This is a genomic window from Chryseobacterium sp. JUb7, from assembly GCF_024806495.1.
Classification (GTDB): Bacteria; Bacteroidota; Bacteroidia; order Flavobacteriales; family Weeksellaceae; genus Chryseobacterium.
Window position 1 is genome coordinate 270,443 of record NZ_JANUFF010000004.1, and the last position, 22,508, is coordinate 292,950.

Sequence of the window (22,508 nt, forward strand, 5' to 3'; positions counted from 1 at the left end):
CGAATGGGAAGTTTTGATATCTATAATTTAAATTTTAAATTATTTGTTGATTTCTGCATTTAATTTTACAGCATCCTGATAAGTAGGATCTAACTGTAAAGATTTAGCGACATAATCTTTTGCTTTAGCCATGTCTGACTCTTTTGATAAAAATGCTACAGCAAAATATGCATAAGAAAGTGTTTGCTTATTAGCTTCTACCTCTGCCGGTTTTACAGTCGTAATATATTTTTCGTAAGCTACTTTTGCAGCATCATTGTTTCCTGCCTGCTGATAAGCATAGCCCTGACTGTAATAAGCCGGAGCCCAATCAGGAAGAACATTGATCATTTTCTGCCATGTAAGGATTGCTCCATTCCAGTTTTTAGCATCCTGATAAGCAGTTGCCAGTTTATATAATGCATCAGAATCCTGAGCGTTTGCAGCTACCTGCTTTTTCAATGCTTCAATCGTCGGGTTTGTAGGTCCAGAATCAGCAGCAGACTGAGAAGCTCCTCCACCTCCTGCGATGTTTGCCAATTCCATATCCCATTTCATTGTTTCATCTTTTGCTGCTTTTGCAATCGCAACTTTTTGCTGAGCTTCAGTCATTAAAGCAGACTTTTTAGCGGCGTCTTTTTCATCTTTTGCCAAACCTGCAGCGATCAAACCTTGTAATCCCTGATCAGCAGGCTGCACTCTTGTCTTCTCTGCCTGAGAAACGAAAGTATCCATGCTTTGTTTAGCCTCAGCATATTTACCATCAGCATATAACTGGTATGCTCTTAATTTAAATTTAATAGGATCATCTACTTTATCAAAGATCTTATCTAAAACCTCCTTAGAGTTTGCATAATCTTCATTCGTGAAATAAAGTTTAGCAATTTCCAGTAATGTATATGGATCTTCATCAGCATATTTTGTATAGTTGATCAAATCTTTAGTCGCTTCAGCATTTTTCTGATATTTAATATCGAAAGCAGCTAAAGCTTTATATGCAGGAGCATAGGTCGCATCTGCTGCAATTGCCTGATCTATACTTTTTTTCGCCTGCTCCCATCTTTGAGCTGCCATCCATAAAGTACCCATTCTTGTGTAAACAGATGCTTTATTTTTAGCTAAAGGAAGTGCATTTTCGTAAGCACTCATTGCATCCCCAGGGATCTTTTTGATTCTGTATGCATCCCCTAATGTATAATAATAGTTTGCAGGAACTCCTTTTTTCTGAGCTTTTTCAATTGCCTTGTTTAAGAACTGAATAGCAAGGTCCGGAGCATTGTTCTTTTCAAATAATGTTAAAGCTTCTGCTGCTCTGAAAAGTACTTCTGCATCTTTCTCTCTTGAATCAGTTACTATTTTCTGAATTTCAGCAACAGCTGATTTATCCCCTTTACCTAGTTTTACAGCCGCTAAACCAATTTTGTTAAGATAGCTTTTTCCGTCTGCAGCAATACCTTTGTTAAAGCTTTCAGTAGCTTTAGCATAATCCGGCTCTACCTGCTTAAGATACGTATTTCCTAAATAGAAATAATTTTCTGCAGTAGGAGCTGTAGCAATCATATTTGTGAAATTTGTTTTTGCTTGAGCAAACTTATCACTGTCAATACTGTTAATCCCATCTTGCACTGTTTGCGCAAAGGCAAAGTTGGTAAAAAATACCACCGCTGCTCCAAAAGCAATCTTCTTTACATTCATAATCATTATATCTTTCATTTTATATTTTCTAAATCGAATTTTATATTGTACGCAATTTTTAGACCAAAATACTGTATTTATTTGGGGTATAACGTTAATTTAATATTTTTTAACGCATCTGAACCTCTCTTTTGTATATATTATAGGGTTGAAGACCTTCCTTCTGGACAATCATCTGTCCGAGTTGAGTACAAGAATATCTGATAAAACCATTAGCAATATTGAAGTTTCCTTCGTTGGTTAAAAAGTACAGCACTCTGGTAAACGGATATTTCATTTCTCTTAAACCATCCGCATCCGAAGTATATATTTTTCCTTTATCTGAAACAGGAAGAATTTTAACCATATTTCTAAGGTTTTCAGAAGTTTTATCATAAGGACGACTGAAGGTATTAAGTCCTATAACTCCAATTTTATTTGGATATTTTGCTAATTGCTCAATAATATTCTCATTCCCTGAAATTACGGAAAACTTAAGGTCTCCCGGAGCCTTATTCAGTTTTTGAGCCACAAAGTTTATATTACTTGAATTGGCACCATCGAAAATAAAATTTTTATCATCCGACAGTAGTCCGTTTTTGATTTCATCCATAGAAATACTTTCCTTTGGAGAGTCTTTCGGAACAATAAAAACAACAGCATCTGCAGCAAATTTAGCTGGTAAAAACTTTAAATCAACTTGTTCTTCGTAGGCTTTAATTTCTTTCGGAGACAATGTTTTTGACATAACCGCTATTCTCGCCTTGTCGTTGAGCAGATCTAAAAATCCAAGATCTTCTTTTTTCGTAACTACTTTTATCTTAGTTTCCGGATAATTAATCATATATCCATCAGCCAAAGCTTCTATGACGCTCTTAAAAGATTCGTCAGTAAGAATGGTAAGCTCACCTTTATGATAAGATGGTGATTTATCTTCTTTTTTACAGCTCGTGGAGAAAATACTGAAAACTATTACTAGTAAGAGAGCTTTAATACTATTTCTCATCGCTGGAATTTTTAATTTTTGCAACTGCTCTATAAATTCTGAATATTCCATAAAGAATAAGAAGCCCTCCCATTGCATACGCAATTGCAGGTTCCAGAATTGTGAAAAAGAATTTATAAACAATAACTACAATTCCTAAAATAATATAAAATAATCCTGTAACTAAGGATAACCAGTTGAACATCATAATAACAAAAATACCAAAAAAAATAAAAAGAGAAGCGATTGCTTCTCTTTTTTGTAATTATTTAATTATAAATTAATTTTTATTCGAAATTAATTGTAAATGGAACAGAGTAATAAGATCTTACACTTTCACCGTTTTTCTTAGCCGGCTTCCATTTTTTAAGTTTTGTAACAACTCTTTTAGCTTCGTTATCGAAATCTCCGTTTCCTGATTTAGATGTTACCTGAACACCTGAAACCGTTCCGTCTCTTTCTACAACGAATTTCAATTTTGCTGTTAACTTACCTTCTCCTTCAACACTTCCTGTATCAAAGTTATCTCCAAGGTATCTTCTCAATGCATCCATACCACCTGGATATTCTGCTGACTGGTCAACCACATCATATACTTCATTAGTATTCACAGGAGCTTTAACCTCTGCAGTAGAAGTTTTAGTACCTGTATTAGGAGGTGGCGGAGGTGGTGTATAAGCCGGAGCTTTTACCCCTTCCTGATTTTGCAAACCAGTCGTTGTTTCTAATTGCTTAGAAATCGGTGGCGGTGGAGTTTCAATTTTCGGAGCTCTTACAGGCTCTGGAACCACGTTCTGAATAACCTCTATTTTCTCCTCTTCTTTTGGAGGTGGAGGTGGTGGAGGTGGTTCTTCTTCTTTTGGCTGTTCCAAAACTTTATCTTCCTGAAGAATTTCTACCAAATCCGCTTTCACTTCTTGCTTAGGCGGTTCAGTAAGTCTTTTAATGGTAAGATAAATGAACGGAGACAATGCCGCAACTAGGAATAATGCCGTTCCAACAATAAATGATTTTGTCAGAAGCTTCGGATACTGATGTCTCAGATCGTATGCACCATACTCCTTGTTTCTATTTTCAAATACAATCTCGTCTAAGGTTAGATTTTGATTGTATACATTTTCATCTGCCATAGATTAACAAATTTTATGGTTAAATTACTTTGTAGCCGGCGCTGCAGGTGCAGGTCCTCCTACTTTCTTTTTATAAATAGCCAGCTCCCAAGGCTTCACATCGGTAACACCGTACTGTTCGCTTTTGGTAATAGCCATTTCATCAAGCATATCTACAAAGTTTTTATATACTGCATCGTCAGTCGGTTTGATAATAACTGTAAATTTAGTTTTATCTGCCGCATTTGCTCTTGCTTGCTCAATTATTTTTCTGATTCCCTCTCTATCAAAAGTAGTTTCATTAAGATTCTGATCTGTTAAAGATGTATTATCCTGTTGGTGCCAGAAAATCCTGTTGTCTTTACCTAATAATAAAGAAATAGAGTTAGAAAGTTTAATTTCTGTTGGAGGTGGTTTCGGCTGATCCTCTTTAGGTTTTGCCGGAAGCCCCAAATCCATAACATTCGGTTTACTAAATGTGGTTGTGAACATAAAGAAGGTAATCAATAGAAAACCCAAGTCAACCATTGGAGTCATATCTACGCGGGTATTCTGCTTCTTGGAACGAACCTTTCCGCCTTTCCCGCCTTTTTCCTGTACTTGTACTTCTGCCATTTCTAATGATATTAAGGTTTACCTTCTTGTGATGTGATCAACCAAAATTTAAGAAAATCAATATCTCTTAAACCCTCAAACAGGCTTTTAACTTTAGGATACTCAGTTGTAACGTCACCTTTGATTGCTAATTTGTAATCAGGATTTACGCTTAAACTCTGTTGTACCCAGTCAATTAATTGCTTATTTGTACTATCCATAGGAATCCCTTTAGGACTCTTAAAACTCTTCTGCTCCTCATCTGACAAATCAAGATAGCTTTTCAGTTGGTTCATAGGAACCCCAATTGCCTGTACTTTTTGGAATGCAGCTTTTTCTTTGTTATCAAAAGTCAAATTATACTTTTGTCCCATTTTTTCTAGAAGCTGTAATCTCTCTGATGCATTTTCTACCGGTTGGAAATAGAATTTTCCGTCTGGAGTAGCATTAATAGTCATTAAACTAGCATCAGGAAGTAACTTTTCTGATATTGAAGATGGCGGTTTGATCTGCTCCACGTCAGGTTTTTTAAACTGAGTGGTCAAGATAAAGAACGTAAGTAGTAGGAACGCAACGTCACACATTGCCGTCATATCCGTAACTACTCCATGTCTTTTTGGTTTGACTCTCGCCATTATTTTGAATTATTTTTAATTAAACTTCGTTTTACTTAATGCAAATTCCTTGCTAATTCTTAGTTGAATTCAGCGAAAGACTGCTGGATACTCATTGCGATTTCGTCAATCTTGTAAGTTAATCCATCAATTTTAGAAGTAAAGAAGTTATAAAGGATGATAGCGATAGCTGAAGTACCAATACCTAATGCCGTGTTAATCAAGGCTTCAGAGATACCAGTAGAAAGTGCAGCTGCATCCGGAGTACCACCTCCTGAACCTAATGCGAAGAACGCCTTGATCATCCCGATTACTGTACCTAAAAGTGCTACTAACGTTGCAACAGTACCTAAAGTAGAAAGGATCATCATGTTTTTCTCAAGCATTGGCATCTCAAGAGTTGTAGCCTCTTCGATAGCTTTGTTAAGCGCTACCATTTTTTGCTCTTTGTTAAGAGTTGTATCATGAGATAAAGCTTTGTAAGTAGTAAGACCTTCTTTTACTACGTTTCCAACAGAACCTTGTTGTCTGTCACACTCTTCTAAAGCTTCATCAACTTTGTTTTGGTTTAGTAAGCTTCTTACTTGTACAACGAAGTTGTCTAAGTTTCCTTTTCCAGCAGCTTTACCAAGAACGAAATATCTTTCAAAAGAGAATACGATTACAGTAATCATGAAAGTAATCAAGATAGGTACGATAACCCCTCCTTTGTAGATAATACCTAAGAACGATTCTGGGTGAATGTCTTTTCCTTCAACACTTGAGAAAGCTACAGAACCACCACCTAGTTTGTCTGCATCTTTAAAATTTCCTGGGTTACCAAGAACGAATAGATAAATAGCAACTCCTATTAGGAATAAAATAGGAATAATAACAGCTGGATTTAAACCTCCTGCCTTTCTAGCAACTACTTGCTCATCATTTTTTGAAACATTCATTTCCATATTTAACTAAATTATATTGTTTTAAAATTTTACAGGGTGTAAATTAAAGGCAAAATTAATTAAAATGCAAGAGTCTTAAATAAACATTTTGCTTTTTTTTGATAAAGAAATTTTAATACAATTTCGATATTATAATTATTTTCTCTTTTTTTGGCAATATTCCTCAATTTTAACAATTACGTTAAAAAATTAAAAAATTAAGCCCCTTATTTTTTTTAATTTGCCAATGTTAATTTTTTTTTAAATTACTATATTCACAATTCGGTGAGGGACAACAATGATTTTTTTCGGTGCTTTTCCTTCCAAAATCTGTTGCATTTTTTCATCTGCAATCACCAAATCTTCAACTTCTTTAGGAGACAGCTGTGCAGATAGGGATATTTTGAACTTCATTTTACCATTTACGCTCACCGGATACAAGATTTCGTCTTCCACCAGATAATCTTCGTTCAATATAGGGAATTTTTCGAATTCTATAGATTGATCGTGCCCAAGCATATTCCAAAGCTCTTCACAGATGTGAGGTGCATAAGGCGAAATGATAACGGCTAAAGGTTCTAAAATATTGCGTTTGTTACATTTTATTTTCTGTAATTCATTTACGGCAATCATAAATGAAGATACAGAAGTGTTGAAAGAGAAGTTTTCAATGTCATAAACTACCTTCTTTATTAAGGTATGTAACACTTTATACTCTGCTTTCGTTGGCTCTTCATCCGAAACCTCAAAAGTTTCTCCGTTGAAATATAAATTCCAGAATTTTTTCAGGAAGCCATAAACTCCGCTTAGACCTTGCGTATTCCAAGGCTTGGATTGTTCCAGCGGACCTAAGAACATTTCATACAATCTTAACCCGTCTGCTCCATATTCATTACAGATATCATCAGGGTTTACCACATTGTATTTAGACTTAGACATTTTTTCTACTTCACGACCTGTGATGTATTTTCCATCTTCTAAAATAAATTCTGCATCTGCATAGTCTGGTCTCCATGCTTTGAATGCTTCAGTATCCAACTCATCTGAAGTTCCTTTTAATAAAGATACATCAACGTGAATTTCCTGAGTTTTATAATCTTTTGCTAAATTTTTGGATACATATTGATGAGTACCATCAATTCGATATACAAAAGCACTCATCCCCAAAATCATTCCTTGGTTGATCAACTTTTGAAAAGGCTCATCATGATTAATATATCCACGATCTTTCATGAACATATTCCAGAAACGAGAATATAATAAATGACCGGTTGCGTGCTCGCTACCTCCAATATATAAATCAACCTGCCCCCAATAATCTGATAAATCTTTGTTCGTGAAAACATCATCATTATTAGGATCCATATATCTTAAGAAATACCAAGAGCTCCCTGCCCAACCCGGCATGGTAGATAATTCTAATGGGAACACTGTTTTATCATCTATTAAGTCTGTAGCCACTACTTTTTGGTTTGCTTCGTCCCAAGCAAAAGTTTTTGAATTTCCTAATGGCGGATCTCCATCTTCTGTCGGCAAATATTTTTCAACTTCAGGAAGTTCTAAAGGCAATGCTGAAACCGGTAATGTGTAAGGCATTCCTTCTTTATAATATATAGGAACCGGCTCACCCCAATAACGCTGTCTTGAGAAGATAGCATCACGCTGTCTGTAATTTGTCGTACCGTGACCAATTCCTTTTTTCTCAACAGCATCAATAACTAATGCTTTGGCTTCTTCATAGCCTAAACCGTTTAAGAAATCAGAATTTACACAAACACTTGTTTTAGAATCAAAAGATGCTTCCTGAACGTCTTCCTCAGTTTCTACAACTTTCTTAATTTCTAAATTAAATTTCTTTGCAAATCTGTGATCACGCTCATCATGCGCCGGCACAGCCATTACAGCTCCTGTCCCATAACCCATCAATACATAATCTGAAATATAGATCGGCATTTTTTCTCCGCTAAACGGATTGATTGCATAACTTCCTGTGAAAGCACCTGAAACATTTTTCACGTCAGACATTCTGTCTCTTTCAGTTTTTTTGGAAGTTTCTTCTATATAAGTATCTACCTCAACTTTTTGTTCAGCTGTAGTAATTGTTTCCACCAAAGGATTTTCCGGAGCCAATACCATAAATGTAGCACCGAAAATAGTATCGGGTCTTGTCGTGAATACTTCAACGAATTCATCATGACCATCAACATTAAATTTCACCTGCGCTCCCTGAGATTTTCCGATCCAGTATTCCTGAGAATCTTTCAACGGCTGTGGCCAGTCTAAAGTTTTTAGTCCCTGTAATAATCTTTCAGAGTAAGCAGAAATTCTCATGCTCCACTGCATCATTTTCTTTTGAAAAACAGGGAAGCCTCCTCTTTCAGATTTACCGTCTTTTATTTCATCGTTTGCTAAAACTGTTCCTAATGCAGGACACCAGTTTACCGTCGTTTCAGCTCTGTAAGCCAAACGATAGTTTAATAAAATATCTTCTTTATCAATATCAGAAGCACTTTTCCATTCTTCTGCCGTAAAATTTAATTCATCGTTTTGATTGGCATTTAAATCTTCGGTCCCTTTTTCTTCAAAATGTTTGATCAGGGTTTCGATAGATTCAGCCTTATTCGTATCCTTATTATACCAGGAATGGAACAGCTCAATAAAAATCCATTGTGTCCATTTATAATAAGAAACATCAGAAGTTCTTACTTCTCTGCTCCAGTCGAATGAGAAACCTATTTTTCTTAACTGCTCTTCGTATCTGTTGATGTTTTGTTCTGTTGTAATCGCAGGATGCTGCCCTGTCTGAATAGCATACTGTTCAGCAGGAAGTCCGAAGCTGTCATAACCAACCGGGTGGAGCACATTGAAACCCTGGTGTCTTTTATATCTCGCATAAATATCGGAAGCAATATATCCCAGCGGGTGACCTACGTGAAGCCCTGCGCCCGATGGATACGGAAACATATCGAGAACATAAAATTTAGGTTTGTCTGTGTTATTGGAAGTCTTATACGTTTGATTGTCTTCCCAGTATTTCTGCCACTTTTTTTCTATCTGCTGATGATCGTAAAACACTTTATTATAGATATTAGATGATTAGATTTTGATATAAGATTTATTTTAATCTCAATCAAAGATTCACAAATTTAATGATTTTAAAAGAAATGGAAATTTAATTTTTGATTAATTACCATGAAGTTATCAACAAAAAAATCTCATCCGAAGATGAGACCTTTATATTTTGAAAGTACAAACTACTTAGTTGTTATTTCTTTTGAAAGTATACGTTGTAGATTTATATTCTGTGGGATCTGTTTTATCTTCGATCGTGATATTCATTGTATTTTCAGTGAGCGAAGTTACTTTTCCCCTTTCCGGCTCTACAATCCCCTGATACTTGATTTCTATTTCCTTTGTATCTTCATTATAGTTATAGGTAAAGTTACGCTCGTAAGTCGTATCACATTGTCCAGGAGTAGCACTGTCACCTTTTTCAGTTCTTTTCCCAGTGTACTGATCAGGAAACGCCCATCTTGACTCTTTCTGACAGTCCGAATACAAAATCTCGTCTGAAACACCAGCTCCGCCAACCGGAACCGTTGTTCTCACTTCTTTTAAAGGCTGCCAATATCCGACAACGCCAAATTTTCTTTCAGTCTCGTCATCTTTACACCCTGTAAAAGCCAATAATGATAAACCTGCAAATAGTAATACTAATTTCTTCATGTATCAAATTTTTCAAGGGCTAAAATTATAATTTTTTTGATTTATTTAATAATATTTTGTGAAAAATTATTTCAAACTTATTTATTTTCAAAAATATATGAACAATTATCGTCAATATTGCCTTTATTTAACAAATATTGCCAGCGGTAATAAGCCTCTGTTTTATTAAAAAAACTATTTTTGCATAAAACAATGCAAATGCAGATGCAAGACATAACGAAAAATAATTTTGACTTCTTACGTGTTCTCCTCGCCTTTATCGTTTTCGTAGGACATCTGGGAGCTTTAAGCGCTTCTCAGGAGCTTAAAATTTTTGAACACAGCCCCGTAGAAATTGCCGTATTCGGATTTTTTGTTGTCAGCGGCTTCCTAATTGCAAGAAGCTATGACCGGTCTTCCAGCTTAAAGAGTTATTTAAAAAAGAGAATTAAAAGAATTGTTCCTGCGTATTTATTAGTCGTATTTTTATGTGCCATCTTATTAAGTTTAGTCAGCACTTACTCTTTTGCAGATTATTTCAGCAATACACAGGTTTACAAATATCTTTTCTGGAATTCTTTATTCCTTAATTTTAAAGCACCTTGGCTGCCCGGAGTTTTCGGAAATCAGGCTGTGAATGGCGCTTTATGGACACTTAAAATAGAAATGTGCTATTATTTCAGTGTTCCGTTGCTGTTTTTACTTTTTGGCAAGAATAACAAATACAGAAATATAAGCTTAATTATTATTTATTTCTTATCACTTATCTATTTCAATTATTTTGAATCATTGGGTAAAATTTCTCTTGCCAAGCAACTTCCGGGAACGATGTCGTTTTTCATCCCGGGAATGTTGATTTATTTTAATTTTGATAAATTTATTAAACATAAAAATCTACTGTTCATTATTGCCGTTCTTACGGTCTGGATTGATTTAATCACTGGTATTACTTTATTTTCCCCTATGATGATCGGTATTATTACACTTTATATCGCCTATTCATTCAAGTTCTTAAATAATTTCGGGAAATACGGAGATTTCACTTATGGAATTTACATTTTCCACTTCCCTATTATCAGAACATTTACGACATTAGGCTTATTTAAAGATTACAACCCTTACCTGATGGCTTTTGCATGCATGCTGGTAGTTATTGCCGTAGGAATCAGCTCATGGCATTTTTATGAGAAAAAATTTTTATAATTAATTGTTAAGACACAAATGAAAGATCTTGTTTCCATCATCACTCCATCATACAATTCTGCAGAATTTATCGAAGAAACGATACAGTCTGTTTTAAATCAAACCTATCAAAACTGGGAATGGCTGATCACTGATGATCTATCTAAAGACAACACTGTTGAGATTTTAAAAAAATATAACGATCCAAGAATAAAGCTTCAGGTCCTGGAACAAAACGGAGGTGCCGGAAATGCTAGAAATAAAAGCCTTGAAAGAGCCGAGGGAAGATATATTGCCTTTCTCGATTCTGATGATTTCTGGTATCCTGAATATCTGGAAAAAATGACTGGCTATTTACAGGAAAATAATGTAGAACTTGTATATTGTAATTACTCAAGATGTGATGAGCACACCATGGAACCCATCTTAAAAGATTTCATGGCTGATAAAATTGTAACCTTTTCAAATTTACTGAAAACCTGCAGACTGGCTCCGGTTTCCACCATTTACGACACCAAAAGAGTAGGGAAATTTTTCTTCCCGATAAAAAGCAAACGTGAAGACCATGTTATGTGGCTTAATTTACTAAAAGAAATCCCCAAAGGATATCCTTTAAACCAGACACTGGCAAAATACAGGATGCGTGAAAACAGTGTTTCAAGAAAAAAGAAAAACATCATTAAAGATCAATATCTTGTGTATAAAGATTTCATGCAGTTTTCTACCCTAAAGTCTTTGTATTATACCGCGAATTGGGCAGTAAACGGGTTTTTAAAATATTCTAAAATTTTCAACTAATGGAATATTCAAAAGAATTTAAAGCAGCATTAAGTGCTTTTTCGAATGTAGAAAAAGACCGCCTTATTTTCAGACTTCTGAAAAAGGACAAATTATTATCTAAAAAACTTTATTTCGAACTTATCGATCAGGAAACTACTGATAATAAGAGAGATTCAATGGAAGAAATTATTGGCGAGAAAATTCTTTTAGCTTCAGCGTATATTGGAAATCAAAAATATTTTTTAAGTATTATCCGAAAGCTAAGTGCCGAAGTTACAGAACACGTGAAGATCACTACCGATAAATTCGGAGAAGTTTCACTTAATCTTCTGATGGTCAACAAAATTTTAGAACACAACGGCGATCTCACCAGACAGAGGTTTGATAACGTGTACAAGCTTTATCTTTATTTGATCAATAAAATTGTTAAAGCTTTACTTCTAACGAAAAAATTAGACGAAGATTACTGGATGGAAATTGATGAAATACTTGAAAGCATTGAAGAAAAGGTTCATCAAAATACTTATCTGGAAAAATTATTCATCAATAACGGGATTGATTTTAACTGGCTAACCTCCGACAGAATTCCTGAAAACTTCGATCAGATCATTAAGGATATAAAAAGCCAGGGATTTTTACGATAAGATTTTCTGAATAATAAGCGCTGTAGAATTCGGCTTTCCACTTACAAATTCACCTGCATTTTGAGACATTGCCGTTAGCGCTTCATGATCCTCCAAGAGAAAAAGAACAAATCCTGCAGCTTCACCTTCAGTCTCAAAAGCTTTTCCTCCATCTGCAGAAATAAGATCATCCGCTTCAGGATTTTTTCGGTAATGATTTCCAAAAACCACAGGAATTCCAAATGTCGCAGCCTCTAAAATATTATGAAGACCCGCATCATGAAAACCTCCGCCAACTAACGCAATATCTGCATAAGAGTATAATTTTGAAAGCAATCCGATGCTGTCTATAATTAAAACATTCGAATCCGGAAAAGCTGAGTTTTTAATTTGAGAATACAATAAAGCTTCCGGAAAAATCTGTTGTAAATTATGCACTCTTTTCAGGTCATGGGGAGCAATGATTATTTTCGCATCATTTGTTTTCTTCGAAATCATCTCAGCTATTTTTTCTTCAGCCTGCCATGAGCTTCCGAAAACAATCGTTTTTTCAGCTCCGGTAAAATCTTTAATAAAATCTACCTGATTATCTCTTACTTTCAGTTGCTTCACCCTGTCAAATCTTGTATCACCCGTTACAGAAGACTGTATTAAACCAACACTTCTAGCCAGAGCAAAAGACATTTCAGTCTGATGAAAAAACCAATCGATATTTTTCTTCAATTGTTTCACCATCCATTTTCCATATGACGTAAAAAACGCCTGCCTTTCATAAAACAAAGCAGAGATCACGTAGGTCTTAACTTTTTGTTTCTTTAACTCTTCCAACAAGTTATACCAATAATCATACTTCACCGTAAAAAATAGTTCAGGAGTAAACTGAGAAATAAATTCTCTCACATCCTTCTTTCTGTCAAAAGGTAAATAACAGATTTCATCAGCGATATTCTTTTTCTTAATAACATTTTCATATCCCGATGGAGAAAAGAAAGTAACCAGAATTTTATGGGTGGGAAATTTCTCTTTCAGGCTTTCTAATACAGGAAGCCCCTGTTCATATTCTCCCAGACTTGCAGCGTGCATCCAGATGACCTTATCAAGCTTCGAAAAGACCGACTTTACCTTTCGTAAAGACTCCCCCCTTCCCTCAACTCCTTTTTTAGTTTTATCATTAAACAACGAAAAAACTTTCATCCCAAAAATGAGAAGACTGATAAAAATATTATAGAGAAATTTCAATTTTTAGTATTTAATATTTCCGTACGGCTTTCTTTAAGCATTTTGAAGATACAGAATCCCATAACCCCAAACATTAAAGCCAGTAAAACAAAAACAATATTGGTCATTTCCGCTAGTCGCCCCTGAGCGATTAAAATGCTTTCTACAACCGTATCTCCCAGTAAAAGAAGAACAGGAAGCAGCATACTGTACATATACAGCTTTAAAGTTTCTTTATTTCTAAAGCTCTGCGGAACATGCAATAGCGGTGAGTCTGGATTTCGGGAAACTCCTATCAAAGCCAGGAAAACAAATGTAGCAATAGCCGGCAAGAACCAGATTGTATTCTTAGCACTTTCACCATCTACCTTTCCATTAACAGCAAAATGCGATGGAACGATTTCCGGCAATTCCGCATACTTTACCCCTGTAAAAACCCAAATAAAAATAAGTAAAGCTATGTTGATAATTAATAAAAAAGTAGAAGTCTTCATATCTAAATAATCTTTTTAATGACTCTTAATTTATGAGTATGCTTATTCATTTCTTTGTTAAAAATACCAGTAGAATCAAGGATATCAATTCGCACCTTCCCGGAAGCATGAATGATTTTCTGATTTTCCAGCATAATTCCCACATGAATAATTTTCCCTTCAGGATTTTCAAAAAAAGCCAAATCTCCGGGCTGACTTTCTTCAACAAAAGTAAGCGACTCTCCCACTTCTACCTGCTGCGAGGCATCTCTGGGAAGCTTAATATTATGAACTTTATAAACCAATTGCGTAAAACCTGAACAGTCTACGGCAAAAAAGCTTTTTCCACCCCATAAATAAGGAACATTAAGAAATTCTCTCGCTGTTAAAGCAACACTTTCACGAACATCATGACTTCTTTGGGATGCTACAGCAGGAAATTCAACCTCAGAACCTATTGATAGTAGAGTTTTACCATCTTTCATTAAAACAGACGAAAAATCTTCAGTCACGACCGTTACTTTTCTGCCGGCTAATTCTTCTTCCGTTACAGGTTTGAGCTGTTTGGTATCCATCCATCCTTCATAGCCGTCATAATGCATTTTTATCTTGGTCCAGTTTTTATTGACTTCCAAAATATCTGCACTTTCGCCAAACAATATTTCCGTAACAATTTCCGCTTTATCAGAACCTTCTGCGCGTACCGGTGCCACTGTAACAATACAAATTCCTTTATTCATTAATTTAAGATTAAAGTTATAGGTTAAGGCTAAGGTTAAGCAATTCAAATATTAAAAAACTTAACCTTAAACTCAGCCTTATTCTATTTCCTTCTCAGAAAATTCACTCCGTCACGCAAAGGTAAAATAAGATTTTCAAAATCATCATCTTTTGCGATCAAATCGTTTAATTCCCTGATCACCTGAGTTGATTTCTGTTTTGAATTTTCTTCCAGTACTTTTCCATACCAAAGTACATTATCAAACATAACGACAGAACCAGATTTCGTGCGTGGCTTAATCAATCTGAAATATTCAGCATAATTTTCTTTATCTGCATCGATAAAAACAAGATCAAAAATCTCATCCGTCTCTCTCAAAAATTCTTTGGCATCCTGAAGTTTAAAATCAATCTGATTTGAATATTCACTTTCTGCAAAATATTTTCTCGGTAAGTACGCTAAATCTTCATTAACATCAAGTGTTGTAATTTTTCCGTCTTTCGCCAGACCAGTCGTTAAACAAAGCGTAGCATATCCCGTAAAAGTTCCGATTTCTAAAATATTTCTCGGCTGCAGCATCTGAGAGATGATCGTTAAAAGCCTTCCCTGCTGATAACCGGAAATCATATGAGGCTGTGTGGTTTTCTGATAGGTCTCTCTTCTTAATTTTTTCAGAATTTCAGGTTCTGAGGAAGCATGTGTCTCCAGATACCTGTCCATTTCAGGATTCTTTTCTTCAAAAAAGCTCATTCTACAATTTTTTATTATTCAAATTTACTTAAATATAAGAAATAAGAACGAATTTCCAAAACCTGGGAAAAACCCCATCTCAATTACCGTAAAAATACGGATGTTTTTCGAAGCAGATAATTCTACCTTTGCATAGAAGGGTAAAAACACTAAGAGAAAACCAAAATGAATGTAGGGGAAAACCAAATTAAAAAGGAGAATCAAACCATTGCTTTGTCAAATGACAAGGCAGATTCTTCTCCCAAAAAAACTAAAAACGAAATATCCAATTCATTTTTACAACGAATTATTTCCTTATTGAAGAAAGAAGAATTAATTTGATGAAAAACAAAATCCCGGACATGTCCGGGATTTTGTTTTTACATCTATTTTTTGAAATTACTTTTTAGGAGCAATATCCATTAACTTCATAAACTCATCCAGCTTAGGCATGATGATAATTTCTGTTCTTCTGTTTTCAGCTCTTCCTGAAACGCTCATATTCGTCGCTTTAGGGTTGTATTCAGAACGTCCACCTGCTGTAATTCTTGCAGGATCAACTCCAAACTGAGACTGTAAGATCTTAGCAATCGCTGTACCTCTTAAAGCAGAAAGATCCCAGTTATCTCGTGGTAAGTTGGCAGAATTTAAAGGTGCATTATCTGTATTTCCTTCGATCAATACTGAATATTTGTCATAATCATTGATTACCTTGGCAACTTTTCCTAAAACTTCCTGAGCAGCAGGCAAGATATTGTAGTCACCCGTTTTATATAACATTTTGTCCGAAAGTGAAATCATCACTACTCCTTTTAAAACTTTCACCTGAACATCATCATCCGCTACATTATCCAAAGATCTTTTCAGTTTGTTTGACAATGCTAAATTTAAACTGTCGTTTTTAGCGTTATTAGAAATCAACTGTTTGATATAAGAATTTGAAGAATTGATTTCACTCACCAATTTATCAATATTGGCTGAACTTTTTCCTGTGTTTGACAAGCAAGCATCAAGTGATGATTTTAAAGCATCATGCTGACTTTTTAGTAAATTATTCTCACCCGACAATGCCGAGTTCTGAGACTTTAAATCCTGGATTTCTCTTTGTCTTTCTCCAATATTCTCAATACATTGTTTGTAATTCGTACTTAAAGCATCGTATTGCTTTTTACTGATACAAGATGTCAATCCCAACACCATTGCAGAAACTGCTAAAATTTTAAAAATCTTCATAAATAATCATTTTTAGACGTTCCAAAGGTAACAAAATTGAATTGAATTATATGGATTATCTTTGTGCAAAAGAAATTCTCAACATAGATGTTGAAAAAATTAAGCGTTAAACAGCAATTAGAAAATCTTATTCAGCAACCTGAAAATCACACCTATCTTTTGGCTGTGAGCGGAGGTGCTGATTCTATGGTTTTGGCTCATCAATACCTTAATTCGGATTTAGTTTTTCAGGTAGGCCATGTCAATTATAAGCTTCGGGGAGAAGATTCTCAATCAGATCAAAAAGTAGTGCAGGATTTTTGTGAGAAAAATCATATTAAATTTCATTTATATGAAGTTTCAGAGAAAGATCAAAAACCTCAAAACTCGATCCAGCTCTGGGCAAGAGAATTGCGCTATAACTTCTTTAAACAAATCCAGAAAAAGGAAAATTTAGAATTTCTGGTTACTGCACATCATCTGAATGATCAACTCGAAACCTTCATCATCAACTTATCAAAGGCTTCAGGCATCAATGGCTTGAGCGGAATTCCGTCTAATGACAATCATATCCTGCGACCTCTTTTAAATTTCACAAAAGAAGAAATTTACACTTTTGCTAAAGAAAACAATATTGAATACCGCGAAGACTTATCCAATAAAAAAAGTGATTATTTAAGAAATAAAATCCGGAATGAGATTGTTCCGAAACTACTGGAGACTAACGATCATTTTCTTGAAAACTTTAAAAAAAGTTCGCTTTATTTAAATCAGACTAAAGATTTTGTACAAAAACAAATTGAAGATATAGAAAATCGTCTTTCCATATTTAACAAGTCGTACAAAATTCTATCAAAGGAAAAGCTGGATCTAGAAAGCGATTTTGTAAAATTTGAAATTTTAAAAAAATACGGCTTCAATCAGGAAGAGGAAATTCCAAAAATTTTCAAAGCAGAAAACGGAAAATCTTTTTTTTCGAAAGAGTATCAATTGATTGTAAATTATGATGAATTGCTTTTGATTAAAAAGGTGGAAGATGGAGGAAGTAATCCTGATCATGAAAAGGAAGAAGAAATTATTTTAATAGAAAATTTTGACTTTTCAGAAAACCAAATCACCATTAATCTCGAAAATAATATTGAAGACATTGAAGAAATCAATAAGACTTTCAAATGGGATTTTGACGCACAGAAACTTCACTTTCCATTACGACTGAGAAGACACCAGGATGGTGATGAATTTTATCCATCAGGGTTTTCGGGGAAAAAGAAAGTTTCTAAATTTTTTAGGGACGAAAAAATCTCTATTTTAGCGAGGCAAAAAATCTGGATTTTGTCTGATCATGAAAATTCCGTGCTAGGAATTATTCCTTTCAGGCAAGACAAACGATATGCGAGGGATGAGAAAACAAAAAATATTCTCAAAATTTTTAATTAAAGTAAAATGAAATTTAGAAACTGGTTTTTATTAGTTCTGCTATTTTTAGCAACAGGAATTAATGCACAAATCAAAAATCCTGTAAAATTTAAATTAACAGTCAACGATTTAGGAAACAATCAATACGAAGCCGTATTGAATGCAACTATGGAAAGCGGCTGGCATATTTATTCCAAAGATATTCCTGAAGACACTGGTATTCCTACAGAATATAAAGTTTCAGGGAAAAATATCGAACTTATTGGAAAGTTCACAGAGGTTGGTAAAAAACATGAAGAATTTTCTGAAGCATTCGGAGGTAAGATTATTTTTTATTCCAACTCTGCCGGTTTTAAACAAAAATTCAAACTGAAAGACGGAACAAAACCTGGAGATGTCGTTGCAGAAATTACTTATCAGACCTGTGATGACAGAGTTTGTTTAGCACCAAATACTTTAGAGTTTAATCAAAAGGTAACTCCAAAAGGAGCTCCTGAAGAAGCGGTAACTGAACCTGCAGAACCTGCAAAAGATTCTGCGAAGACTGTAGAAACTGTTGTAGAAAACCCTGTAAAAGGAGATATTACAGTCACACAAACTGCATCACTGGACCCCAAACAGCTGAAAATAGCGACCATAGATTTTCAAAAACCTTTGACAGATTGTGGAACAGGCTCTACAAAAGTGGAAGAAAACTATTGGACTTATCTGTTCCTAGGATTTATCGGAGGACTGATTGCATTGTTGACACCCTGTGTCTTCCCAATGATTCCGTTAACTGTTTCCTTCTTCACAAAAGGAAATAAAAATAAGGCAAAAGGTAAAAGAGATGCCTTAATCTACGGATTTTTCATTCTTCTCATCTTTGTTTTATTAAGTATCCCTTTCCATATTATTGATGGTATTGCAGGAAACATCTTCAATGAAATTTCGACGAGCGTTTGGCTGAACATCGCTTTCTTTATCATATTCATTTTCTTCGCCGGAAGTTTCTTTGGATATTATGATATTACATTACCCAGTTCTATTGCCAACAAGTCTTCAAAAGCTGAAGAAGCTGGTGGAATCATCGGGATTTTCTTTATGGCCTTAACTCTGGTTATTGTTTCTTTCTCTTGTACAGGTCCTATTTTAGGAAGTTTATTAGGAAGTGCAGTAACAGGTTCTGCTAACGTTCCGATGCTATTAACCTTTGCGCTTGCAGGTTTCGGGTTGGCATGGGCTATTATTTTCGGATTATTGGCTTTATTCCCGCAGGCACTGCAAAGCCTCCCGAAATCAGGAGGATGGATGAATACGGTAAAAGTAGTTTTAGGTTTTGTAGAATTGGCTCTGGCATTAAAATTCTTATCAAAAGCAGACTTAGTTTCAAAAACATTTTTCTTAAAAAGAGAACTTTTCATCGCTATCTGGATCATCGTTGCGATTGGATTGGCATTATACTTATTTGGATTAATCAAATTTCCGCATGATGACAAGAAGCCGAAAATTTCAATGACAAGAAAAATTCTAGGTGTTCTGGGAATTGGATTTGTGGTATATTTAGTTCAGGGATTAATTCCTTCTGAACGTCCGAAGCTGCAGTTATTAAGTGGTATTTTACCTCCGTTAAATGTAAGCTACTTCCATGATGAAAAAGACGGAATTCTAGGAATGCATCCTGAACACGACTTTTTCAAAGCTGTAGAACTGGCCAAAAAAGAAGACAAACCAATCCTGATTGACTTCACCGGTTATGGTTGTGAAAACTGTAGAAAAATGGAAGAATTCGTTTGGAGCGAACCGGATATTCTACCTATTCTTCAAAATGATATTGTTCTTGCGTCTTTATATGTTGATGATAAAGAAGAGCTTCCTGAAGATCAAAAAACTAAAATTGATTTAGGTGACGGGCAGGTGAAAAAGGTAAAAACAATCGGAGACAGATGGAGCTTGTTCCAGCAGGTGAATTTCAATAACAACTCTCAGCCTCATTATGTTTTAATCACTCCTGACGGGAAAGTTATAAACAGTCCGGTTTCTGGGTATATGCCAAAAGAGGACTTCAAGAAATTCCTTGAATGTGGTGTCAATTATTACAAAAAGAATAAATAATTTTTTTAAAATATTACATATAAACTCTCATCTATAAAGGTGAGAGTTTTTTGTTAATTAAATAATTCACAAATCTTTAAAAGCTCATAAAATATTACGAATTTAAACACACATAAACCGACAGAGTGTTAAATTTTCAATTAATTTGATATTTAATCAGCATTGTCGCAATTTAGGTATAAACTTTGTATAGATTCCTCCAAATAAAGAACAAAATCTCAGTCTTTATTGAAAACTGTTTAACATTAAAAAATATTAATTATGGCTGAAGTAATTGCACAAGAGAAATCCGGAGGAAAACAAAAGAAAAAACTGATTCGGGTAGACATGACTCCAATGGTAGATTTAGGGTTTTTATTAATTACCTTTTTCATGTTCACGACCAACTTTACAAAACCCAACGTAATGGACCTGGGACTGCCTGCTAAAGATCCCATTACTCACCCAAGAACAAATGAAGTAATTGACACTCAAAATCAGATTACGTTTATTCTTGGAAAAGACAACAGAGTGTTTTATCATCAACAGTCTGCTGAGGATTTAAATTCAAGCAATTTAAAAGAGACTGATTTTAACGGGTTAAATATTTCAAAAATCATATCTGAAGCCTACAAAAAAGCCCCAAAACAGGAAAACTTCACGGTCATTATAAAACCTACTGATGAAGCCAATTACAAAAATTTTGTAGATATCCTGGATAATCTGGCGATATCAAAAAAAGAACGTTACGGGATCACAGATATCAAACCATGGGAAGAAAAAGTGTATCATGAGGTAACAAAATAAACGAAAGAGCATTATAAAATGCTCTTTTTTATTTACATTTGAGTATATAATTTAAAACTATGCTCAACTTTGAAAGAAAAGGAAACGGAACTGAAACTCTGGTACTCCTCCACGGTTTCATGGAAAATCTTTCTATCTGGAATGATATGACTCCTCACCTTTCTGAAAATTTTTCGCTTTTAAAAATCGACCTTCCCGGACACGGACAGTCTGATACTTTAGCTGAAGTGCAGACCATGCAACTGATGGCTGAGGAGGTGAAAAAAGTTTTGGATCATGAAAATGCAGAAAAAGTACACTTACTGGGGCACTCAATGGGAGGTTACACTTCGTTAGCTTTTGCTGAAAAATACCCTGAGAAACTCAAAAGCTTAACTTTATTCTTCTCGACTTATTTTCCGGATGACGAAGAGAAAAAAGAACAGCGTATAAAAAGCTACAGAATTATCAAAGATGCCTTTCCGCACTATGCAAGAGCCGGAGTTCCCAATTTATTCAACCCGAACGAAAGAGACATCCTTGAAGGAAAAATTGAAACCGCTCTTGAAACCGCTCTTTCTACAAATAATTTAGGAGCCTTAGCATCAGTAAAAGGCATGGTAGAAAGAACAGATAAAAAACACGTTCTCGAAAACCTTGACGTCAAAATTCTTATTATTGCCGGAAAACATGACAATGCCGTAAAAACAGACGTCATGATCAAAAATCTTCCTGACAGAACCAACATCAAATCTTATGTTCTGGATTGCGGACACAACGGACATTGGGAAAAACCTAGCATCTGCGCCGAAATCATCAATACAGAACTCCTTCACAATATGCCAAAACATTTAGTATTTTAAATAATTAATATGAGAATTTGGATCTTTTCAATACTATTGCTATCATTTATAGGTTGCAAAAAAGAAACATTTGTTTCAAAAAAAAACCATCTGAAAGATTCTGTTTCCACAACAGAAAAAACACCAAAAGACAGTTTAAAAAGCAAAGACAAAAAAGAAGAAATCTTTTCTTTTGAAACCGAATTATGCAATAACAAAGGGCACTTTGATGCCAATAAATACTCAAAAGAAGAAATTGAAGGCACTTATAAACTCTGGTTTCAACTTAGCGGGCTTTTACTAAATACACCGCATGTTTTTAAACTGGAAGATCTGCAACAGGTAAGAAGAGACAAAAATCAGATTCTTGCCAAACTGGATAAAGAATTTGCTGAAAAGAAAAGTCTATTTGAGAACCTAAAAGTAGTCAATACTTCTTACTGGCAGAATCTGAAAACCCAGACCTACCAGGCCTTACTTCAGGAATACGAACTGGACAAAATACAGATCATGGCTTATTCTGATCCGTCAGTGTTACTCAGCAGTAAATTCAAAAGCTGCAATCATTTTGCAAGAGTTTTAAACTCCGGAGATAATGAGATTGTTGAAGAATGGCGGAAACTTCGGGAACAAATGAGCAAGAAAAACGGAGATCCACAGAGAATTATGGATGAATTTGAAAGCCATCTCAATTCTTCATACAAAAAAGATTATGCCGTTCTTGATCTGATTGTTTTCGGATGGGGAAACTGCGCCAATGACGAAATCAAGAGACCTCAGCGCGACGAAAAAATGAATAAAGAATTTGATGCACTCTTCTTAAAAATTGATGCCGATTGTGACGAACCATAGTAGATAGTTTATCAAAAT

At 34.9% G+C, this 22,508-nt stretch carries 22 protein-coding genes; 8 read left to right on the plus strand and 14 right to left on the minus strand.

Translation table 11 applies throughout. From position 1 onward, the window contains the following. Positions 1 to 39 precede the first annotated feature (39 nt). The 9 genes from M2373_RS10190 to M2373_RS10230 form a co-directional block, all read right to left on the minus strand. Complete coding sequence (locus tag M2373_RS10190) at positions 40 to 1,692, minus strand: tetratricopeptide repeat protein (RefSeq protein ID WP_259110312.1); 1,653 nt, start codon at positions 1,690 to 1,692, stop codon at positions 40 to 42. 91 nt (positions 1,693 to 1,783) lie between these two features. Continuing rightward, entirely contained in the window at positions 1,784 to 2,659 is an 876-nt protein-coding gene (locus M2373_RS10195; RefSeq protein WP_259110314.1) for a PstS family phosphate ABC transporter substrate-binding protein, read from the minus strand. Then, a complete protein-coding gene (locus tag M2373_RS10200; protein ID WP_259110316.1) occupies positions 2,649 to 2,846 on the minus strand; it encodes a DUF308 domain-containing protein in 198 nt (65 codons plus the stop codon). The genes M2373_RS10195 and M2373_RS10200 overlap by 11 nt, the downstream gene beginning before the upstream one ends. Positions 2,847 to 2,925: 79 nt before the next feature. Continuing rightward, positions 2,926 to 3,768 carry an energy transducer TonB gene (locus tag M2373_RS10205; protein ID WP_259110318.1) on the minus strand — a complete coding sequence of 281 codons (843 nt, stop codon included), beginning with the start codon at positions 3,766 to 3,768 and terminating at the stop codon, positions 2,926 to 2,928. Positions 3,769 to 3,792: 24 nt separating this feature from the next. After that, positions 3,793 to 4,362 carry a biopolymer transporter ExbD gene (locus M2373_RS10210; RefSeq protein ID WP_259110320.1) on the minus strand — a complete coding sequence of 190 codons (570 nt, stop codon included), beginning with the start codon at positions 4,360 to 4,362 and terminating at the stop codon, positions 3,793 to 3,795. A gap of 11 nt (positions 4,363 to 4,373) precedes the next feature. Next, positions 4,374 to 4,976 carry a biopolymer transporter ExbD gene (locus tag M2373_RS10215; protein ID WP_259110322.1) on the minus strand — a complete coding sequence of 201 codons (603 nt, stop codon included), beginning with the start codon at positions 4,974 to 4,976 and terminating at the stop codon, positions 4,374 to 4,376. Between the two features lie 59 nt (positions 4,977 to 5,035). Next, entirely contained in the window at positions 5,036 to 5,899 is an 864-nt protein-coding gene (locus M2373_RS10220; protein ID WP_259110324.1) for a MotA/TolQ/ExbB proton channel family protein, read from the minus strand. Between the two features lie 240 nt (positions 5,900 to 6,139). Further along, positions 6,140 to 8,953: a leucine--tRNA ligase gene (gene leuS / locus M2373_RS10225; RefSeq protein WP_259110325.1), complete on the minus strand. Its 2,814-nt coding sequence runs from the start codon at positions 8,951 to 8,953 to the stop codon at positions 6,140 to 6,142. Between the two features lie 183 nt (positions 8,954 to 9,136). Beyond that, the gene (locus tag M2373_RS10230) at positions 9,137 to 9,604 is read right to left on the minus strand and encodes a lipocalin family protein (RefSeq protein WP_259110327.1); all 468 of its coding nucleotides are present in this window, start codon (positions 9,602 to 9,604) and stop codon (positions 9,137 to 9,139) included. A 198-nt stretch (positions 9,605 to 9,802) separates the two neighbouring features. Between M2373_RS10230 and M2373_RS10235 the strand changes: the two genes are divergently transcribed. From M2373_RS10235 to M2373_RS10245, 3 genes are read left to right on the plus strand one after another with little or no spacing between them, the layout of a single operon-like run. Further along, a complete protein-coding gene (locus M2373_RS10235) occupies positions 9,803 to 10,786 on the plus strand; it encodes an acyltransferase (protein ID WP_259110329.1) in 984 nt (327 codons plus the stop codon). Positions 10,787 to 10,804: 18 nt separating this feature from the next. Next, the gene (locus tag M2373_RS10240; protein ID WP_259110332.1) at positions 10,805 to 11,563 is read left to right on the plus strand and encodes a glycosyltransferase; all 759 of its coding nucleotides are present in this window, start codon (positions 10,805 to 10,807) and stop codon (positions 11,561 to 11,563) included. After that, positions 11,563 to 12,189: a deoxyuridine 5'-triphosphate nucleotidohydrolase gene (locus tag M2373_RS10245; protein WP_259110335.1), complete on the plus strand. Its 627-nt coding sequence runs from the start codon at positions 11,563 to 11,565 to the stop codon at positions 12,187 to 12,189. The genes M2373_RS10240 and M2373_RS10245 overlap by 1 nt, the downstream gene beginning before the upstream one ends. Here M2373_RS10245 and M2373_RS10250 read toward each other — a convergent pair. The 5 genes from M2373_RS10250 to M2373_RS10270 all read right to left on the minus strand — a co-directional run bounded on the left by M2373_RS10250 (position 12,181) and on the right by M2373_RS10270 (position 16,542). Further along, complete coding sequence (locus tag M2373_RS10250) at positions 12,181 to 13,407, minus strand: 3-deoxy-D-manno-octulosonic acid transferase (protein ID WP_259110337.1); 1,227 nt, start codon at positions 13,405 to 13,407, stop codon at positions 12,181 to 12,183. The genes M2373_RS10245 and M2373_RS10250 overlap by 9 nt on opposite strands. Continuing rightward, complete coding sequence (locus M2373_RS10255) at positions 13,404 to 13,880, minus strand: DUF1648 domain-containing protein (protein ID WP_259110340.1); 477 nt, start codon at positions 13,878 to 13,880, stop codon at positions 13,404 to 13,406. Before M2373_RS10255 ends, M2373_RS10250 begins: the two co-directional genes overlap by 4 nt. 2 nt (positions 13,881 to 13,882) lie before the next feature. Beyond that, entirely contained in the window at positions 13,883 to 14,599 is a 717-nt protein-coding gene (locus M2373_RS10260; protein ID WP_259110343.1) for a C40 family peptidase, read from the minus strand. An 83-nt stretch (positions 14,600 to 14,682) separates the two neighbouring features. Continuing rightward, a complete protein-coding gene (locus M2373_RS10265) occupies positions 14,683 to 15,330 on the minus strand; it encodes an O-methyltransferase (RefSeq protein ID WP_259110345.1) in 648 nt (215 codons plus the stop codon). 378 nt (positions 15,331 to 15,708) lie between these two features. Next, positions 15,709 to 16,542, minus strand: coding sequence for an OmpA family protein (locus M2373_RS10270; RefSeq protein WP_259110347.1), 834 nt, complete (start codon positions 16,540 to 16,542; stop codon positions 15,709 to 15,711). Between the two features lie 87 nt (positions 16,543 to 16,629). On the opposite strand from M2373_RS10270, the gene tilS reads away from it, so the two are divergent. The 5 genes from tilS to M2373_RS10295 all read left to right on the plus strand — a co-directional run bounded on the left by tilS (position 16,630) and on the right by M2373_RS10295 (position 22,490). After that, positions 16,630 to 17,958: a tRNA lysidine(34) synthetase TilS gene (gene tilS / locus M2373_RS10275; RefSeq protein ID WP_259110349.1), complete on the plus strand. Its 1,329-nt coding sequence runs from the start codon at positions 16,630 to 16,632 to the stop codon at positions 17,956 to 17,958. A gap of 6 nt (positions 17,959 to 17,964) precedes the next feature. After that, on the plus strand, positions 17,965 to 20,031 hold the full coding sequence (locus M2373_RS10280; RefSeq protein ID WP_259110351.1) for a thioredoxin family protein: 2,067 nt from the start codon (positions 17,965 to 17,967) through the stop codon (positions 20,029 to 20,031). 261 nt (positions 20,032 to 20,292) lie between these two features. Beyond that, positions 20,293 to 20,817, plus strand: coding sequence for a biopolymer transporter ExbD (locus tag M2373_RS10285; protein WP_259110353.1), 525 nt, complete (start codon positions 20,293 to 20,295; stop codon positions 20,815 to 20,817). Between the two features lie 59 nt (positions 20,818 to 20,876). Continuing rightward, positions 20,877 to 21,659 carry an alpha/beta fold hydrolase gene (locus tag M2373_RS10290; protein WP_259110355.1) on the plus strand — a complete coding sequence of 261 codons (783 nt, stop codon included), beginning with the start codon at positions 20,877 to 20,879 and terminating at the stop codon, positions 21,657 to 21,659. A 9-nt stretch (positions 21,660 to 21,668) separates the two neighbouring features. After that, the gene (locus M2373_RS10295) at positions 21,669 to 22,490 is read left to right on the plus strand and encodes a hypothetical protein (RefSeq protein WP_259110357.1); all 822 of its coding nucleotides are present in this window, start codon (positions 21,669 to 21,671) and stop codon (positions 22,488 to 22,490) included. Positions 22,491 to 22,508 lie beyond the last annotated feature (18 nt).

What these genes read in the sequence shown, in the direction of transcription:
- M2373_RS10260 (WP_259110343.1), bottom strand. Translation starts at nt 14,599, where the DNA reads ATGAATAAAGGAATTTGTATTGTTACAGTGGCACCGGTACGCGCAGAA.
- tilS (WP_259110349.1), top strand. Translation starts at nt 16,630, where the DNA reads ATGTTGAAAAAATTAAGCGTTAAACAGCAATTAGAAAATCTTATTCAG.
- M2373_RS10190 (WP_259110312.1), bottom strand. Translation starts at nt 1,692, where the DNA reads ATGAAAGATATAATGATTATGAATGTAAAGAAGATTGCTTTTGGAGCA.
- M2373_RS10210 (WP_259110320.1), bottom strand. Translation starts at nt 4,362, where the DNA reads ATGGCAGAAGTACAAGTACAGGAAAAAGGCGGGAAAGGCGGAAAGGTT.
- M2373_RS10230 (WP_259110327.1), bottom strand. Translation starts at nt 9,604, where the DNA reads ATGAAGAAATTAGTATTACTATTTGCAGGTTTATCATTATTGGCTTTT.
- M2373_RS10255 (WP_259110340.1), bottom strand. Translation starts at nt 13,880, where the DNA reads ATGAAGACTTCTACTTTTTTATTAATTATCAACATAGCTTTACTTATT.
- M2373_RS10245 (WP_259110335.1), top strand. Translation starts at nt 11,563, where the DNA reads ATGGAATATTCAAAAGAATTTAAAGCAGCATTAAGTGCTTTTTCGAAT.
- M2373_RS10195 (WP_259110314.1), bottom strand. Translation starts at nt 2,659, where the DNA reads ATGAGAAATAGTATTAAAGCTCTCTTACTAGTAATAGTTTTCAGTATT.
- M2373_RS10265 (WP_259110345.1), bottom strand. Translation starts at nt 15,330, where the DNA reads ATGAGCTTTTTTGAAGAAAAGAATCCTGAAATGGACAGGTATCTGGAG.
- M2373_RS10205 (WP_259110318.1), bottom strand. Translation starts at nt 3,768, where the DNA reads ATGGCAGATGAAAATGTATACAATCAAAATCTAACCTTAGACGAGATT.
- M2373_RS10215 (WP_259110322.1), bottom strand. Translation starts at nt 4,976, where the DNA reads ATGGCGAGAGTCAAACCAAAAAGACATGGAGTAGTTACGGATATGACG.
- M2373_RS10270 (WP_259110347.1), bottom strand. Translation starts at nt 16,542, where the DNA reads ATGAAGATTTTTAAAATTTTAGCAGTTTCTGCAATGGTGTTGGGATTG.
- M2373_RS10235 (WP_259110329.1), top strand. Translation starts at nt 9,803, where the DNA reads ATGCAGATGCAAGACATAACGAAAAATAATTTTGACTTCTTACGTGTT.
- M2373_RS10200 (WP_259110316.1), bottom strand. Translation starts at nt 2,846, where the DNA reads ATGATGTTCAACTGGTTATCCTTAGTTACAGGATTATTTTATATTATT.
- M2373_RS10295 (WP_259110357.1), top strand. Translation starts at nt 21,669, where the DNA reads ATGAGAATTTGGATCTTTTCAATACTATTGCTATCATTTATAGGTTGC.
- M2373_RS10240 (WP_259110332.1), top strand. Translation starts at nt 10,805, where the DNA reads ATGAAAGATCTTGTTTCCATCATCACTCCATCATACAATTCTGCAGAA.
- M2373_RS10220 (WP_259110324.1), bottom strand. Translation starts at nt 5,899, where the DNA reads ATGGAAATGAATGTTTCAAAAAATGATGAGCAAGTAGTTGCTAGAAAG.
- M2373_RS10280 (WP_259110351.1), top strand. Translation starts at nt 17,965, where the DNA reads ATGAAATTTAGAAACTGGTTTTTATTAGTTCTGCTATTTTTAGCAACA.
- M2373_RS10285 (WP_259110353.1), top strand. Translation starts at nt 20,293, where the DNA reads ATGGCTGAAGTAATTGCACAAGAGAAATCCGGAGGAAAACAAAAGAAA.
- M2373_RS10290 (WP_259110355.1), top strand. Translation starts at nt 20,877, where the DNA reads ATGCTCAACTTTGAAAGAAAAGGAAACGGAACTGAAACTCTGGTACTC.